Below are 16,199 nucleotides of genomic sequence, written 5' to 3'. Positions count from 1 at the left end.
ACGCAACCGGGTTGTATTACTACGGCCTGCGGTATTACGCGCCGTGGTTGCAGCGCTGGATCAATCCGGATCCGGCGGGAGTGGTGGATGGTTTGAATCTGTTCCGCTTCGTTCGCAATTCACCTCTGCGGTATACCGATAGTGAAGGCGCTGATCCCCGCGATGTCATTGTTGCGAAGGGGTTTTCCAATTTTACCCCCCTGCAGCAAGCCAAGCTGAAAGATGCTCTTGATGTGTCTGCCAAGCTATTGCGACGCACCATCGTTGAGCTGGGCAAAAGTCGCCCTGAGCATGGTGTTTCAAAAGCCTTTGCTGCAACCTATGGGCGGGATCTGCCTCCGGAATTAAAGAAGCTTACTGTTGCTGGAGTACGAAAAGAGCTAATCGAACAGAAAAAATTCTTGTCATCCATTCTTAAACCGAAAATAGCCAAATCCCTTGAGCTTTTCGACACCGATACTGACTTATTGGCCACAACGCGTATGACTAATGAAGTGTTCAGTAAGTTTCTCAGGATGCGAATATCCAGAACACATCTTGAATCACATAACGTGCTGAACGTTGCCCATACATTGATTCATGAAGCGTCTCACGCTGTTAGTGGTGCCTTGGATGCTTTTTACAATGAGGAGTTTATTCTTCCAGACAAAGTCAGCCCGGTAGTGGTTAAACAGTGGTCAAAAGAAATCAGAAAGACCCTGAAGTACATCGTGCTGAATGGACCGGAGGCACATGAGTTTGCTCCGTCCGATTATCGAGATGCCATGCTGGCTCTCGATGATAATGCGGACATAAGGGCGCGTCGAACAGAAGCATTTGGTGATCCCAAAATCCGGGCTTCGTTATTACGAATGAATGCCGACACTTATGCTGGACTTGTAATGTCTTCAAGACTGCCGGCAAGGCTGATGGCCAAGCGAGTGCGAAGTGAGATGCGTCAAGAGGCTAAACGTCAGAGAGTGGCATGACTGGCATCGGATTGAACCAATAAAAAACCCCCAACAACACCCTGCGGATGGGGATACGCAGGGTGTTGCCGAGGGCCTGTTGCTCTGTCAGCGACAAGTTGCAAGCTACAAGCCTCAAGTTACTTGAAGCTTCCAGCTTGAAGCTTGCCGCTATCTTTTATCGTGCAATCGTCTGCGTTTTCACGCCCGCTTCCAGCGCACCGGAACGGCCATACACATCTTCGTAGCGTTCGATATCGTCTTCGCCCAGGTAGCTTCCGGATTGGACTTCAATGATTTCCAACGGGATCTTGCCCGGGTTTTTCAGGCGATGGACCGACGCGATCGGGATGTAGGTGGACTGGTTTTCAGTCAGCAGGAACACGTTCTCGTCGCAGGTTACCTGAGCCGTGCCGGATACCACGATCCAGTGTTCGGCGCGGTGGTGGTGCATTTGCAGCGAGAGGCTGGCGCCCGGTTTGACCGAGATGCGCTTGACCTGGAAGCGGCCGCCCATGTCCACCGAGTCGTAGGAGCCCCACGGACGATAGACTTCCAGATGGTTCTGGGTTTCGCTGCGGCCCTGTTCGTTGAGGGTGTTGACCATCTGCTTGACGCCTTGGACCTTGTCCTTGTGGGCGATCATCATGGCGTCCTTGGTTTCGACGACCACGATGTTGTCCAGGCCGATCACCGATACCAGTTTGCCGTTGCCGTGGATCATGCAGTTGCGGCTGTCCTGAATGACGACGTCGCCTTTGGTGACGTTGCCATGGTTGTCTTTTTCCTGCACTTCCCACAGTGACGACCAGCAGCCGACATCGCTCCAGCCTGCCGACAGTGGCACGACGCAGGCGCGCTGGGTTTTTTCCATGACGGCGTAGTCGATGGAGTTGTCCGGGCAGCAGGCGAAGGTCGCGGCATCGATGTCTACGGCGCCGCCGTCGTGCTGGCTGCGCTCAAGGGTCAGCAGGCAGGTGTCGTAGATATCCGGATCGTGTTTTTTCAGCTCTTCCAGGAAGCGGCTGGCACGGAACAGGAACATGCCGCTGTTCCAGTAGTAACCGCCTGCCTCGACGAACTCGGCAGCGCGTTTTTCGTCAGGCTTCTCAACGAAGTGCGACACGCGGCTCACGCCTTCCGGCAGCAGCGCATCGGCGGTGGATTTGATGTAACCGTAGCCGGTTTCCGGTTTGTTGGCCGGTACGCCGAACAGGACCATTTCGCCACGCTCTGCTGCGACGGTGGCCAGGGCCAGTGCGCGTTGCAGGGCTTTCTGATCTTCGATCACGTGATCGGCCGGCAGGACCAGCATCAGCTCGTCGTTGCCTTCATTAACCAGCATCATCGCAGTCAGGGCAACGGCGGGTGCGGTGTTACGCCCGAACGGCTCCATCAGGATGGCCTGGGTGTTGAGGTCCAGTGCTGCCAACTGCTCGTTTACGATGAAACGATGCTCCTTGTTGCAGACCACGATGGGCTCTTGCATACCCTCGAACACCAGACGCTCCAGGGTTTGCTGGAACAGGGTGTGTTCGCCTGTCAGTGCCAGGAATTGTTTAGGGAATTGTTTACGCGAAAGCGGCCAGAGTCGTGAACCGCTACCGCCTGACAAGATCACTGGAATCATTTTGTTTCTCCAATAGCATTCAATAAGGGCTGTTCGTGGTTTTCTGTCGTTTCTGTCTTTTTCTTGTACTGCGCTAGCGGGTCCGTGGCTGACAGAGGCCATGAACCCGCCAACTTGATTTTTAGCGAGTCGCTACCGGTGGCTTGACCCAGACTGGCGACAGGTTGCTGCCGCTGCCGGTGATGTACAGCACGGCGGCTTCACCACGTTCCAGGGCAACAGGCTTCACGTCAGTGACTTTCTTGTCGCCGTCGTACAGCGCCAGGCTGACTTTCACCGGGTTGATTTCACGCTCGCCGGTGCCTTTGGCTCCTACGGTCTTGACCACTTCGGTCTTGCCGTCGGCGGTTTTCAGGGTCAGCGATTTGTCGCTGAGGTTCTGGACGCGAACCAGGGACTTCTGCTTGTTCTTGAACGGTGCTTCTTCAACCAGTTGCGGCTTGCCGCTGGCGTTGTTGACCAGGGTGTAATAACGGTCGCTGGCCAGTTTCACCGGTACGGTCTGGCTGCCGAGCTTGGCGGTGTAGTCGCCTTGCGGCATGAAGCTGAACGCAGTGCTGCCCAGTGGCGCGACTTCGTTGAGGTTGGTGTTGCCAACGCTGGCGCTGATTTCTGCGTTGCTGGCGTTGTAGACACGCACGAAGGTCGAGCCTTTCGGTGCGGTCGGGCCGTAGAGGGCAGAGTCACCGGCAAGGGCTTGCAGGGACATCAGGCCGAGGGTTGCGGCCAGTGCGCAGGTTTTGAACAGGCTTTTCTTGGCCGAACGATTTGGAGTGTGCTGTAAGGTCATAATTCAGTCCTCTCAGTTTTGCGCCTGGTTGGGCGACTCGGATTGTTTGGTGTTAAGGGCCAGGTTCTCTTGGCTATCACGTGACTTCTTCAACTCGGCGATCCACTGTGGATCGAACTCGCCAAGGTCGTTGTGAGCAGGCAGATAGCGCTCCGGGAATTCCCAGATGACCACTTGTGGTGGTGTGGTCTTGAACGCATCGGTTTGCAGATACTTGAGCATCGGCAGAATCGGCCCGTGACCGTCTTCTGCGTAGTTGACGACGTCGCTGCGCAGTGCCTGCTTTAGGGCGCCGACGAAGTTCCAGTTGGGGTTGGCGCTGTAACTGGTGCCAACCAGGCCGACCGGAATTTCGGTGTCTGCAAACAGGGCATCATCATCGGCGGCAGTTCCTTCGACCGGATTTGTGCTGCGTTGTTGCAAATCATCCGGCTTTGGAAGCAAATTGCTGAACAGCGGATCCAGTGGCAGGAAGTTGGTCAGGTCGCCTTTGTAGGGCGTGACTTCCTTGGCCTGGGTGACGAATTGCTCGGGTTCGCCGTTCAACGTTGTCTTCCCGGAAATCGCGACACCCAGTTGCTGCGCCGCCACTTCTGCACCCATCGGGGTCCAGTGCGTGTCGGTGCGCAGGAACACCTGGCCTTGCTGCTTGGCGGCCTGCAACGGCGCCAGCAGGTCAGGGGCGAAGATGCCGGCTTGCGCGACCTGAGCATGGAACTGTTGATACAGATCGGTGTGCAGCGTGGCCGGTCTGTTATCGCCAATGTGCTCTGGATACAGGCGGGTCTTGGCTGGAACAATTGCCAGCACCAGTTCCGTGCCTTGCTTTTTCAGCTCGTCGCGTACGCCCTGAATCAATGCCAGGTTGTCCGCTTCGTTCTTCTCGCCATTGGGAATGGCATCGAACTCTTCGTCGGTGTAGAGCCACTGGTCCTTGCCGACCACGACACCCGGGCGGCCTTCATTGAACAGCTTGAAGTCCAGGGCGGCCCAAAGGTTTGTACCCAGGCGTTTGATCGGGAACTCATCGTCGTAATGAGTTTCCGCCGCCTTGGTCCATTTGCCGTCGAGCACTGTGGTTTCGGCCGAGGTCGAGAAGTTGCTGAAACTGCGCAGCGACCAGGCCCCCAGAACCACCAGCAGGGTCATGAACAGGGTGACGTAGAGGATTCGTAATGAACGGGTCATGTCAGGCTCCTCAGAACTGGAAGTAAAGGAACGGCGAGAAGCTCTGCGCCGAAAGTTTGAGAATCGAAGCGATGAACAGCAGCAGGATCAGCGCACGCATGGCGTAGCGAGACCAGTCGGCAGTCCAGTAGGCCGGTTGCACCTGGGCGTTGGTACCGACGGTGTAGCCAGGCAGGTTGATGCTGCCGGGTGCGTCGCCAGGTACGGCCTTGATGGTGCCGGGCTCTGCGGTTGCCGGGCCGTCGGCCTTGGGCTTGTCGCTTTCCGAGCGGCCCTGGTAGAAGTCGCGCAGACCGAAGTACGCCAGGGTTGCGTAGGCCAGGATCAGTGTCGCTACTTGCAGACCGGTCAGGCTTGCACGGTTGAGTTCCGACAGGTTCCAGTCGCCGAAGCTGAACATGGCGCTGTACATGCGGCCTGCAACGTGCAGGTTTTCAGCGCGGAAGATGACCCAGCCGATAACCACCAGCAGGAAGGTCAGCGCCCAGCGGATCGGGTTGAAGCTGTAAGGCTTGGTGTTGATGCCCACCGCTTTTTCGATCGCCAGCCACATACCGTGCCATGCACCCCAGATGACGTAGGTGATGTTCGCACCGTGCCACAGACCGCCCAGCAGCATGGTCAGGAACAGGTTGCGATAGGTCGCGAACTTGCCGCCACGGTTGCCGCCCAGCGTGATGTACAGGTAGTCACGCAGCCAGGTGGAGAGGCTGATGTGCCAGCGACGCCAGAACTCGGTGATCGACTGGCTGATGTAAGGCTGTTTGAAGTTTTCCATGAAGCGGAAACCCATCATCAGGCCCAGGCCGATGGCCATGTCACTGTAACCGGAGAAGTCGAAGTACAACTGCGCGGTGTAGGCCAGCGCACCCAGCCAGGCATCACCCGTGGTCGGGTTTTCCAGGGCGAAGCAATGGTCTGCGACCACGGCCAGGGTGTCTGCGATGAACACTTTCTTGATGAAGCCCTGCATGAAGCGCGTGCAGCCTTCGGAGAACTTGTCCAGCGTGTGGGTACGGTTGTTGAACTGGTCGGCCAGGTCACGGAAACGCAGCACGGGGCCGGCGATCAAGTGCGGGAAGATCGCGACGAATGCAGCGAAGTCGATCAGGTTGCGCGTGGCCGGTGTGTCGCCGCGATAGACGTCGATGATGTAGCTGATGGACTCGAAGACATAGAACGAGATACCGATCGGCAACAGCACGTGGGTCAGGATGAATGGCTCCAGGCCCATCGAGGTCATGGCCGCGTTGATGCTGTCCACACCGAAGTTGGCGTACTTGAAGTAGCCAAGGATGCACAGGTCCACGCCCACGCCGAGCAACAGCCAGCGTTGTGCCGGTTTGGTCCTGACCCCGCTGGCCCCGATCTGTAGACCGATCCAGTAGTTCCAGACTGTGACGGCGATGAACAACGCCAGGAAGTCCACACGCCACCAGGCGTAGAAGATGTAACTGGCTATCAGCAAGAGCAGGTTGCGATAGCGTTGCCCGCTTATGTAGTACAAGCCGAAGAAGATCGGCAAGAACAGAAACAGGAACACGTTGGATGAGAAAACCATCCTTATCTCTCCGTTTGTCCAACATTCAAGGGCTCAAAGCCCCCCCAAACCCCCCATGAAATTCGGGGGGTAAAACACTCACGCTACCTGTCCTGTGGAAGCGGATTCATCTGCGAAGAGTTTTGTATCTTCGCGAATGAATTCGCTCCTACACGTTCGTCACGAACCGCCCTTGTCACCTTTTTCATGGGACGGGTCGTAGACTTTGGTCAGATCGCCGCCCAGACGGAACGTCTTGAACGGTTGCATCTCGTGCTTGTGTTCGATCACATCCGGGCTGCAGGTGTAGAGCGAGCAGAACGGTTCGAGCCAGGCGAATTTCGGATCTTTCTTCAGCTCGCTCATGTCCTGCTTCTCGCCACCGCGCGAGGCGAAGTCGTTCGGGTTTTTCACCCCGGCGAGTACCCGGTCACCCAGGCGTTTGAGTGCGCCATTGTTTTCATTGCGCAGGTCGAGACCGTTGGCCTGGGCGAAGCTGGCGATCATGGCCAGTGGCGGCAGGGCGTAGTTGTGATACGCCAGGGCGCGCTGACGACGTTTCATTTCGTTCGGCAGGAAGCCGTCCCTGTCGACCTGATTGGCGGCGACCTTGTATTCCTTGACCGCCCAGTCGAACAGGTCACGGCGGTTGGTGGCGACAGCAGTTGCCATCACTGACCATGCGGCCCAGTAGGAGTGGTTGTTGATCTTCTCCATAGGCAGGTTGCTCCAGTCACTGATCACCTGGTCTGCCAGCTTGCTGAACCAGGCTTCGATGACCTGAGTCTGCTGCTGACGGTTGGCCAGCGGTTGCGACTCGGAGAACTTCAGGCGCAGGTAGGACGATGCCATGCTGCCCAGTGCCCATTTGCGCATGGACTTGCCGGTGTGGTTGAACTCACGGGACTCCAGCGCATCGGCCTGAGCCCAGGTAGTGAGCATGTTCAACGCACAGTCGAGTTGTTCCGGGCGACCGTCGCGCATGTACTGCATCACGACCTTGCTGATACCGCGCTCAAGAGTCGTGATGTCTTTGGTGGCATCGCGAAAGGCTTCTTCGGACTCTTCATTGAGCGTTGCACGTGCCTTGTCGGAGCCTTCGTACTTGCTGCGGAACACCAGTTTGTCGGTGTACGGTTTTGGCACGGCATCACACGTGAAGTCGTGGCTGCCGGTTTTCATTTTTTCGATAGGGGCTGAATACCCCTGCGGGGGAACCAGCGTCGTTGTGGCAGATGCACCCGATGCCCATGCCATCGATGACAGGATTGCCATCGAGAGCAGGGTAGGGCGTATCAGTTTCGGAGTCTGCATAAGTCACCTCATAGTCCGGCTTGAGCGGTGTGTTGCGCCGTGCTTGGGAACACATTGCGCTTGCATACTTTTGCTTCGACTTTCAGTGGTGCTGTCCCTGCTTCCGGGCCCTGTATTTCAAGAGCGAGCAATTGTTGGTTTGCCCAGTCTTCGTCTTCGCGCAGTTCAAAGGCGAAACGTCCGTCGGTATCGGCGGTGTCCGGCTTCTCGATTTTCAGGTCCTCGTGACGACCGTTCATGTACCAGAGCCTGGCCTGAAGGGTTTTCACCGAGGTGTCATCGAACCGGATATCGATCTGGTTCTGGCTGTTGCGGATGTCCTTGATGCCATTCTTGCCGTTGACCAACACTTCGTTGTTGCCCGGCTTGAGAGTGGTGCTGGCGCTCATGACCGCAGGCTTGCCTTCGCAACCGTTATCCAGCAGCGCCATCATCTGGCGGTAGATGGTTTCCTGGTCCAGGCGATACAGTGGCGAGAATTCCCAGATCAGGATCTTCGGTGGACGCTGCTGGAAGTCTTCGCTGCCCAGGTACTGCAGCATCGCGCCTTCCAGACCGCCACCAGGGAATGCCACGTTCAGCACATCGGCACCGATGTATTCCTGAAGGAAGCCACCGAAGTTGTAGTTCTTGCCGCTGTGACTGGTACCGACCAGAGTGATTTCCGGGTTTCCGGAATCGCCGAACAGATCGCCGTCACCTGCTTCACCCTTGGGCTCGGTGGTGAACTGATCCATGTACTGAATCGCGTAGCTGGTGCCGCACAATTGACCTGCCATGTTGTGCAGGGTTCCGGTCTTGCCCATGCGTCCGGACTTGTGGCTCTCGAATTCACGCTTGGGAATGTCGGCGTAGCCCGGTACTTTTTTCACGGTTTCGGCAACGATTTTCGCGGTGCGTTGTGCGCCGTACGGTGTCCAGTGCTGATCGCCACGGAAGTAGAAATCATGGGCCTGTTGCTCGTTGGTCAACGGCGACAGATCCGGCACCCAGTAGCCCATCTTGCTGAAGCGACCGAGCATGGCCTGATAGTTTTTCAGGGCCTTGTCGTAGTCGTACTTTTCACGTTCGGCAGGGAACAGTTTGTTGCGATCCACCAGGCCGCGGGTCGGCTGATAGACCATCACCAACTCCACACCCTTGCTCTTGAAGGCATCGTGCAGTTCCTGCAGGCGGCGATAGCCGGCGGGCGTTGTGTCGAACTCGGTGCGCAAGTCTTCCTGGGTACGGAACAGCCAGTCGCCCTCGGCCTGAACAAGGGTGGTGAAGTTCTGCTGATAGCGCGTGGTGTAGTTCTTCGCGTCATGGGCAGCAGGGCACAGGTTGCAGCAAGGCTCGGCGGTGAAGGTCGGCGCTTGCGAGTCATCTGCGCGAGCCGCGCCAGCGGCGGCCATGAGGGCTGCGGTCAGGCTGGAGAGGCTCAGTAGTTTGATCAGTTGTGCGTGCATAAAAATACCTTTCCTCATTCCCGCAGTTCGGTCTGGCTTTCGACGGGGTCGATCAATACGGCTTTCTTCTGGCGTACCAGCAGGTCGAGGATTTCGTCCTGACGCTCACCCAGGATTCCGTTGAGGCTGATGCCTACCGGTTTGGTCGGTGCGAGCATCGATACGCGATAAAGCTCCACGCTCAGTGGCGAGTCGATGGACAGAGGGCCGGAGCCGTTACTGACCAGTTCGCCGCCCACCAGGATCAGCGACACCTCGGCGTCGAAGGGGTCCAGGGCGATATCGCGGTCGGTATTGGTCAGGTCCTTGATGTGCCCGTAGACGCCCATCAGGCCGTTGCCCATGGCGACGTTTTCATAGAGCTTGATGTTCACGCTGTTACGAACGCGGATACCGTGGCGGCGGTTGGCAATGACACGGTTGCCCCACAGCAGGTTGTTGCCGCTTTCGTACAAGGTGATGCCGTCGGTGTGGTTCTGGTAGATCTCGTTATAGGCAACGATGTTGTTGACGCTATTACGGTCCAGTACCACGCCCGACAGTTTGTTGTTGTGGCTCTTGTTGCGGAAGATGAAGCTGTTGTCCACTTCCCGGGAAATGATGATCCCGTGCTTTTTCTTGGTCCCGTATACGTCGTTCTCGGCAATGATCAGATTGTGCGAGCGGTCATGCGGGTCAATGCCGTAGACGATGTTGTCTTTGTAGGTGTTGCCCTTGACGACAAAGTCGCGGGTTTCGTAGCAGTAGAAGCCGTACCACATGTCCGCGAATTCCGAATCGACGATCCAGCCGGTCGGCTCGGGACGCTTGAGGATCTTCGCGGTGTTGGGCGTGTACTGGGAAATACTGATGCCGTAGGACTTGCTCTGGTCGTAACCCATGCTCGACATCCTGGTGTTGGCGATCCAGGTTTCGGAGCCACCCCAGGTCAGTATGAACGGCCGGAATTCGTCAGGCTTGCGATACAGCGCAAGGCCGTTACGCTCTTCACTCCAGGCGTCGACCTTGGTGTGAGTGATCAGCAACTTGCCTTCGCTGACCAGGAACGAACCCTTTTCCTGAGACAGGCGCAGTTCCTTGGTTCTCTTGTCGATCTCGAAGATGCCGGTTTCCTTGACGAGGATCGGCAGGCGAGCGATGTACACGCCTGGCGATACTTCGTTCAGAAACTGTTTGGGCACTTTCTTGGCCAGGTCCTGCAGGGTCACATAGCCGTCGGAAATCATGATGGCTTGCGGGATGCCGCGCTGGCGGGCAACCCATTCGGCCATCTTGTTATCGCCGCCGATGAACTCCTTGAGGCCCGTTTCTTCCATCATGCGCGCCACGGTTACTTTGCCTGGCTTGCTGCGGTCGATCTTTTTCAGGGCCGCTTCAGCGGTGTAGCCGCTGATGTCTGGCAACACAGGCTTGTCCATCGCCAGCGGCTCGATGGGCGCGCTGCTGATGGTGTAGTTCTTGGCCTGTTGCAGTTCCTTGACGTTTGCCGGGACAGGTGCGACCGGCGCAGTGTTGGCCAGCGCTGCGGTGCTGGCCATCAGCAGCGCGCTGCTCAGCACTGCACTTTCGAGCAGGGCATGAGGCCAGGTGCGGTTACGCACATTGCTTGCTTGACTGTTCATCTCATCGCACTCCTTTGGCGGTTCGCATCAGAAGCGCCAGATGACGTCGACAATGGCGCGGTGCATGTATTCATCCACGCCGTTGTGGTAAGCGTCGCCGGGCTTGAAGACACCGGCACGCAAGCGCACCAGTGCCGAAGGTTCGTCGATCGACTGGCTCACTGCGGCTGGCAGCAGGCCCTGTTTGAAATACTTGGTGACGACCAGATCCATTTCCTGACCCAGGTCCTTGCGGCCGTCTTCCAGCGGCAGGGAACTGAAGGTGTTGGTCGGTACGCCGTTGGCATCAGTGATTTCCCGGTTAGGGTTGATGCCCGCGCCGCCGATGCCCGAGTTGCCGTCCACACGACGGAACTTGTGGTAGATCAGCGAGGCGTCGTACTCGTCGTTCATGCGCCACGAAGCGAACAGAGAGCCGGTTTCCACGTTGGCCATTTCGCCCTGGAAGGCTTCACCGAAGCGATGGATGCGCGAGCGGGTGCCGGTCCAGTTGGAGCGGTTACTTTCCAGACCGTTCTGTACGTAGTCCTTGCTGGCGCGCGAGTAGGCTGCACCGACTTGCCATTGCGGATCGAGACGGAACCGCACGCCCAGGTCGGTGGCCCAGCCATTGAGGTCACGGCTGTTCTTCTGACCGGCCAGGTACTGATCGGTGGCAGGGTTGTAGTTCGCGCCGATTTCGTCGCGGTTACCGGTCAGCCAGGTCAGGCTGCCCCAGTAGTTGATCGGGTTGGTGTTGCGGTGGTTGTAAGCGTCGCTGTCGGCAGTCAGGCCCAGCCAGGTCAGGTCGCCATTGGAAGTCTTGTCCAGATCGTCCAGGACTTCGTTCTGGTTCTTGAGCTTGCCGTCGTCATGGCTGTAGTGGGCGCGAACACCGGCCCAGTGGCCAGGTGTCCATTGGTAGCTGGCCGAGCCGAACAGGTGCTGGCGGTCTTCATCGTCCGGAGCCAGTTCGGTCAGGTCGGTACGGTATTCGCTGAAGCGTTGTGCAGCGCCCAATTCGGCACGCAGCAAGGTAGTGTCGAAGGTCCAGTTGATGGCTTCGATGTTGGTGTCGTGCCACTGACCGTCATCGTTGCGCAGACGCTGGCGACCTACCTTGAGGATTTCACCGGGGTAGGGCGTGAAGCCGCTGTAGCCGATCCAGAACTCGCGCAGTGCCGCATAGCTCTTGTCGACTTCGCGCTCGCTGGAGTTACCGCGTGAACGCTGAGTGCCGGTTTCGCCATTGTTGGAAGTCGTGGTCTGTTCCAGCGGGTCGGTCTGGATGGTATCGGTGGCGGTGACCACCTGGCCCATTGCGTAGGCGCTCCAGTTGCCGCTCTGGCCGTAGACCCAAGGGCGCAGATCAAGACCCAGACCTTTGACGTCACCGCCCGAGCGAGTGCCCAGGTCGCGGTCGTCTTCGGACTGCGCGCTGATTTTTACTTCGATACCGAAATTCTGTTCTTCAGTCAGCGCTGCCAACGTCGGGCAGGCCCACAGCAGAGTAAAACCAAGGCCCATGCCGGCGGCCATCAAAGGATTCAACTTCATAGCGCTTCCTCACCGTCTTTTTCTTCTGTCAGGGTCTGCACCAGCACGTTCTGTCTGGCAGTGACACCCCGGACCTTTTGTTCGCGTTGCAGCAACCCTTGGGCGGCGGCGCGTTTTTCAGGCGGTAGTTGAGAGTCGAGTACTTGCGCAAGCTCGGTGGCTTGCGGTGTGCCTTGAGCCAGTGCCAGCTGGCCAAAGACCCAGGCGTTGACCGGATCGGGCTTGGTGCCCTTGCCTTGGGAGAACAGTTGCGCGATGGCAAAGTCGGCGCTGTTCTGGCCGCCACGGGCGGCGGTCAACAATTCGTCCAGTGCCTTCTGTGGATAGACCTCGCCCAGATAGCCGCGGCGGTAGATCTGACCCAGGTAGTAGTGGGCGGAGATTTCAGTGGCAGCAGCTTTCTGCAGGTGTTCTTCGGCTTTCTTCGCGTCGGCCGGCACCCATTTGCCTTCGTAATAGAGCCTGCCCAGCAGCAGTTCGGCGCGGGGTTGATCCGCTGCGCGACCGTTGCCCAGGTACTCCATCATCTTGTTCACGTCACCCAGTTCAGGGAAGTCGTAAAGCAGTTTGGCCAGCGTGACCCACGAAATCGGGTAGCCCGGCGCGATATCTTCCAGCAGTTGCTGGGCAGTCTTCTCGTCCGGAGTGCCGATCTGGCTGTCGCCCAGCACACGGGCTACGCCGTCCACTCGCTGGGCACTGACACGACCCGAAGCATGGGCGCTCTTGAGTTGCTCGATCAGCGCTGCCTGCTGCTCGGTCTGGCCGCGTTTCTGATAAACGGTGGCCAGCTCGACGTAGCAGATGTCAGTGCTGTTCAGAGCCTGTTTGCAGATGCTTTCGACTTCACTCAGATGCTGGTCATAAGTGCCTTGGGTGCGATAGAGCAGCACCTGAGCCAGACCAGCTTCCGGGTAGCCGTTGGCGCGCCACTGGTTGATCTTCTGCTGGGCATCCACGTTCGGGAAGCTTTGCGGGTATTGCAGGTAAAGCATGGCCAGCGGCAGCAGGGTGCCGGACTCACCATTGGCGAATGCCTTGGTGAGCAGCGCTTCTGCTTCATGGTGCTCGGCCAGTGTGGCATCGGGTTTTACGGCCAGCAGGCGCCCCAGACGCGATTGCGCCCGGGGTGAAGTTGCGGCGGCTGCGCGATAGGTGGCTTCTGCCTCTTTGAGCTGGGCAGGATCACCGGTACCGACCTGGATGTCGGCCAGACCGACTTGTGCATCGCTGTAGCCCAGGTCCGCCAGTTGCCGATAGTTCTGCTGCGCCAATGCAGTGTCGCCGTTTTTAAGGGCTTCATTGGCGAGGCGTTGATCGGGCAGGCCGGCACAGCCGCTCAGGCCGAGCGCGACGGCGAGGCTCAATAGCGTGGGGGTCGACAGGCGTCGTAGTGGGCTGTTCATGATTACAGACCCGCAGCCATGGCTTTATCGATCAGCCAGTTCACGGACGGGCCACGGTCGCTGACGACTTCGACAGGGCGGCCAGCCAGGGTGCTGCTCAGGCTTTCGTCAGGCTGGATCTGAACACGAATGTCGGTGGACAGGTCGGTGTTGCTCAGGTTGCTGCTGCTGACGATCTTGCCGGTGCGCAGTTGATCTTCGCCAGCGATCTGGAAGCTCACAGGCGTGCCAGGCTTGACGTCGTTGAACTGGCGATAGGTGAAGCGGGCTTCGACAGTGGCCGGTGCGTTGCGTGGCACCAACTGGAAGATCACCTGGCCTTTGGATGCGAACTGACCGTCAGCCACCAGTTGACGAACCACGACACAGTCGCAAGGGCTGGTCATGGTGCCACTCATTTGCTTGCCATAAAGCTCTTCGATCTTGGCTGGTTGCAGGTCTTCGCCAGTCAGGCTGCCCTTGAGCATTTCCAGCATGCTGGTGTTGAAGGTTGCCAGCGGTGCGCCTTTGGCGGCTTCGCCATTGGCGGGGATCAGGCTTTGCACAGTACCTTCGCGCGGCATGGTCACGTCCATGCTCGGCACCGATACCAGACCTGCCGAAGCGTGGCTGACGAAGTACAGGCCGTACACGGTCTTGAAGATGAAACCGAAGGCCGCGAGACCGACGATGAAGATACCCAGGCTGAAGGTCACAGCACGCAGACGACCCAGGGCGCTCATACCACCGGATTCGTTCTTGCTCTTGCGGGCCTTGGTGAAATTGTCGCGTTGCAAGGTGGCCAGCACTTCACCCAGGCTGACGATGTCGCCGCTCAGGTGGGATGTGATGATGTGGCGCAGGGTCGCGATGTCTTGTGCTTCAAGGTTCTGGAACTGGCAGCCGACACGACCGCTTGCGCTGCTGATGGAGCGCACTTGCATTTCGACGTCCATGGCCAGGCCAAGGTTGTCGATGAGGAACTGCAGGCGGCCCTTGATCACTTCGCCTTCGGTCAGTTTGATCTGGCTTGGGGCAATGAAGCTCAGACCACCGGCCGACAGGTCTTCGATCCGTACCAGAGGAGCATTCTGCTCGCCGGTGAGCAGGCGCAGCTTGGCTGGAATCTTGACCCGTGCGTGTTGGCGCTGGGCTTCCGATTCATGTACGACGTTCGCATTCACGGCTGTATTCATGGCAATTATTCCTACTTGAGCGATTGATTCATTGGCCCGGTCAAACCATCGTCAGCAGTACTGCGACGAAGATGGTGCCAGCTGAAAAAGTCATGGTTCGGGACGACCAGGTGTTGAACCAGCCCTGAAAGCTGGCCATGTCGCGGCTGAGTTTTGTGTCCTGGCGGGTCCAGGACTGTCGGTCCAGGCGGAAGAAAACGTAGATTTTCATCAGGGCGCCGACGATCTGGTTGTAATAGAGAATGATGGGGTAGGCAGGCCCTATCCTGTGTCCCGAGCAGGACAGCAGCAGTGTCAGGATCAGGCGGGTCATGCCGATCCACAGCAGGTACATCAGGATGAATGCGCCGCCGTACTTGAAGCTGGCAATGATGGCGACGGTCAGGCCAAGGATCGATGTCCACATCGACACGCGCTGGTCGAACAACACCACGCTGGTGAACAGACCCAGGCGACGAATGCCCAGACCCAGTGCGCGGGAGTTCTGACGCAGGTTGTTGCCGTACCAGCGGTACATCAACTTGCGACTGGCCTTGAGAAAGCTTTTTTCAGGAGGGTGTTCAACGGTGTTGATGGCGGCATCGGGCACGTAGAACGTGTCGTAACCCAGGCGCATCAGGCTGAACCAGCTCGACTTGTCGTCACCGGTCAGGAACTTGAAGGTCCCTAGACGCCAGTGATTGAGCGAGTCGCTTTCCACGTCGGCAATGAACTCGGGGTCGGTTACCACGGTGGCGCGGAATACCGACATGCGACCGGTCATGGTCAATACGCGCTTGGACAGGGCCATCGAGCACATGTTGATGTGGCGCTGGGCGAAACGCAGCTTGTGCCATTCGCTCATGATGTAGCCGCCGCGAACCTCACAGAACTCGTTGGTGGTCAGGCCGCCGACATTGTCGAACAGGTGGAACCACGGAACGGTCTTGCTGACGACGCCTTCATTGAGCACGGTGTCGCCGTCGATCACGGCCACTACTGCGCGTTCATCCGGAAGGTGACGCGAGATGGCGCGGAAGCCATAAGCCAGGCCGTCGCGCTTGCCGGTACCAGGGATGCGCACGAAGTCCAGCTTCACACGCTCGGGCGGGTTCATCTTGGCCCACAGGCTCTTGACCAGCAGCTCATCGGACATTTCAACCAGCGAGCAGACGATGGTGGTCGGCAGTCCGCAGTTGATCGCCTCACGAATGACCGAGCTGTAAACCTGAGCAGTGGTCAGAGCTTCGATACGGAAGCTGGTGACCATCAGGAACACATGGGAAGGATCTGCTGCCTTGCCCAGCTTTTTCAGCTTGCGGCGCAAGTGTGGGTAGACCACATACAGAAATATCATTCCGCGTACGAAATGCGTGATCCCCATGGAATAGCGCCAGATACCCACGGCGCCAATCAGGAAAATAAAGTTCCTCGACTGTGAGTCGAAGATACTGGTAGGCAATGCAGTTGCGATGCCCATTAACAAACTTAGGTAAAACAGCCAACCGGCGGCCTCTAGTAGGCCGTGTTTTAGCCTGTCCATAGATTTGTATCCCAAAGTCAGTTGCAAGCCTCAAGCCCCAAGCTGCAAGCGGGAGGCTTGAGCTTGTGGCTTGGTGCTTGG

The 16,199-nt window shown here is 58.0% G+C and carries 12 protein-coding genes; 1 reads left to right on the top strand and 11 read right to left on the bottom strand.

The window, feature by feature from the left end:
- A partial coding sequence (locus ACODS3_RS21150; protein WP_489036118.1) for an RHS repeat-associated core domain-containing protein occupies positions 1-968 on the top strand: 968 nt, incomplete at its 5' end.
- Between the two features lie 157 nt (positions 969-1,125).
- On the opposite strand, the gene ACODS3_RS21145 is transcribed toward ACODS3_RS21150, so the two are convergent.
- From ACODS3_RS21145 to alg8, 11 genes are all read right to left on the bottom strand, one after another.
- A complete protein-coding gene (locus ACODS3_RS21145; protein WP_200995183.1) occupies positions 1,126-2,577 on the bottom strand; it encodes a mannose-1-phosphate guanylyltransferase/mannose-6-phosphate isomerase in 1,452 nt (483 codons plus the stop codon).
- Positions 2,578-2,698: 121 nt separating this feature from the next.
- Positions 2,699-3,367, bottom strand: coding sequence for an alginate O-acetyltransferase AlgF (locus tag ACODS3_RS21140; protein ID WP_201018085.1), 669 nt, complete (start codon positions 3,365-3,367; stop codon positions 2,699-2,701).
- A gap of 12 nt (positions 3,368-3,379) precedes the next feature.
- A complete protein-coding gene (locus ACODS3_RS21135) occupies positions 3,380-4,555 on the bottom strand; it encodes an alginate O-acetyltransferase (RefSeq protein ID WP_201018084.1) in 1,176 nt (391 codons plus the stop codon).
- Positions 4,556-4,565: 10 nt separating this feature from the next.
- Positions 4,566-6,116 (bottom strand): MBOAT family O-acyltransferase, encoded by a 1,551-nt coding sequence (locus ACODS3_RS21130; RefSeq protein ID WP_201018083.1) that lies wholly within the window; start codon positions 6,114-6,116, stop codon positions 4,566-4,568.
- A 159-nt stretch (positions 6,117-6,275) separates the two neighbouring features.
- Entirely contained in the window at positions 6,276-7,409 is a 1,134-nt protein-coding gene (locus ACODS3_RS21125; RefSeq protein ID WP_201018082.1) for a mannuronate-specific alginate lyase, read from the bottom strand.
- An 8-nt stretch (positions 7,410-7,417) separates the two neighbouring features.
- Positions 7,418-8,857 (bottom strand): alginate O-acetyltransferase AlgX-related protein, encoded by a 1,440-nt coding sequence (locus ACODS3_RS21120; RefSeq protein ID WP_201006078.1) that lies wholly within the window; start codon positions 8,855-8,857, stop codon positions 7,418-7,420.
- Positions 8,858-8,871: 14 nt separating this feature from the next.
- Positions 8,872-10,479 carry a mannuronan 5-epimerase AlgG gene (gene algG, locus ACODS3_RS21115; protein WP_201018081.1) on the bottom strand — a complete coding sequence of 536 codons (1,608 nt, stop codon included), beginning with the start codon at positions 10,477-10,479 and terminating at the stop codon, positions 8,872-8,874.
- Positions 10,480-10,506: 27 nt separating this feature from the next.
- Positions 10,507-12,015, bottom strand: a complete 1,509-nt coding sequence (locus tag ACODS3_RS21110; protein ID WP_304575431.1) for an alginate export family protein — start codon at positions 12,013-12,015, stop codon at positions 10,507-10,509.
- Positions 12,012-13,421 (bottom strand): alginate biosynthesis TPR repeat lipoprotein AlgK, encoded by a 1,410-nt coding sequence (gene algK / locus ACODS3_RS21105; RefSeq protein ID WP_489036113.1) that lies wholly within the window; start codon positions 13,419-13,421, stop codon positions 12,012-12,014. The genes ACODS3_RS21110 and algK overlap by 4 nt, the downstream gene beginning before the upstream one ends.
- Positions 13,422-13,423: 2 nt before the next feature.
- Complete coding sequence (locus tag ACODS3_RS21100) at positions 13,424-14,596, bottom strand: alginate biosynthesis protein Alg44 (protein ID WP_201018079.1); 1,173 nt, start codon at positions 14,594-14,596, stop codon at positions 13,424-13,426.
- Positions 14,597-14,636: 40 nt separating this feature from the next.
- Positions 14,637-16,118, bottom strand: a complete 1,482-nt coding sequence (gene alg8 / locus ACODS3_RS21095; RefSeq protein WP_201006069.1) for a mannuronan synthase — start codon at positions 16,116-16,118, stop codon at positions 14,637-14,639.
- Positions 16,119-16,199 lie beyond the last annotated feature (81 nt).

The sequence above is a fragment of the Pseudomonas sp. FG43 genome (genome assembly GCF_057809175.1).
The sequence above is the reverse complement of the archived record's forward strand: the minus strand, read 5'-3'. Positions and strand labels throughout refer to the sequence as shown.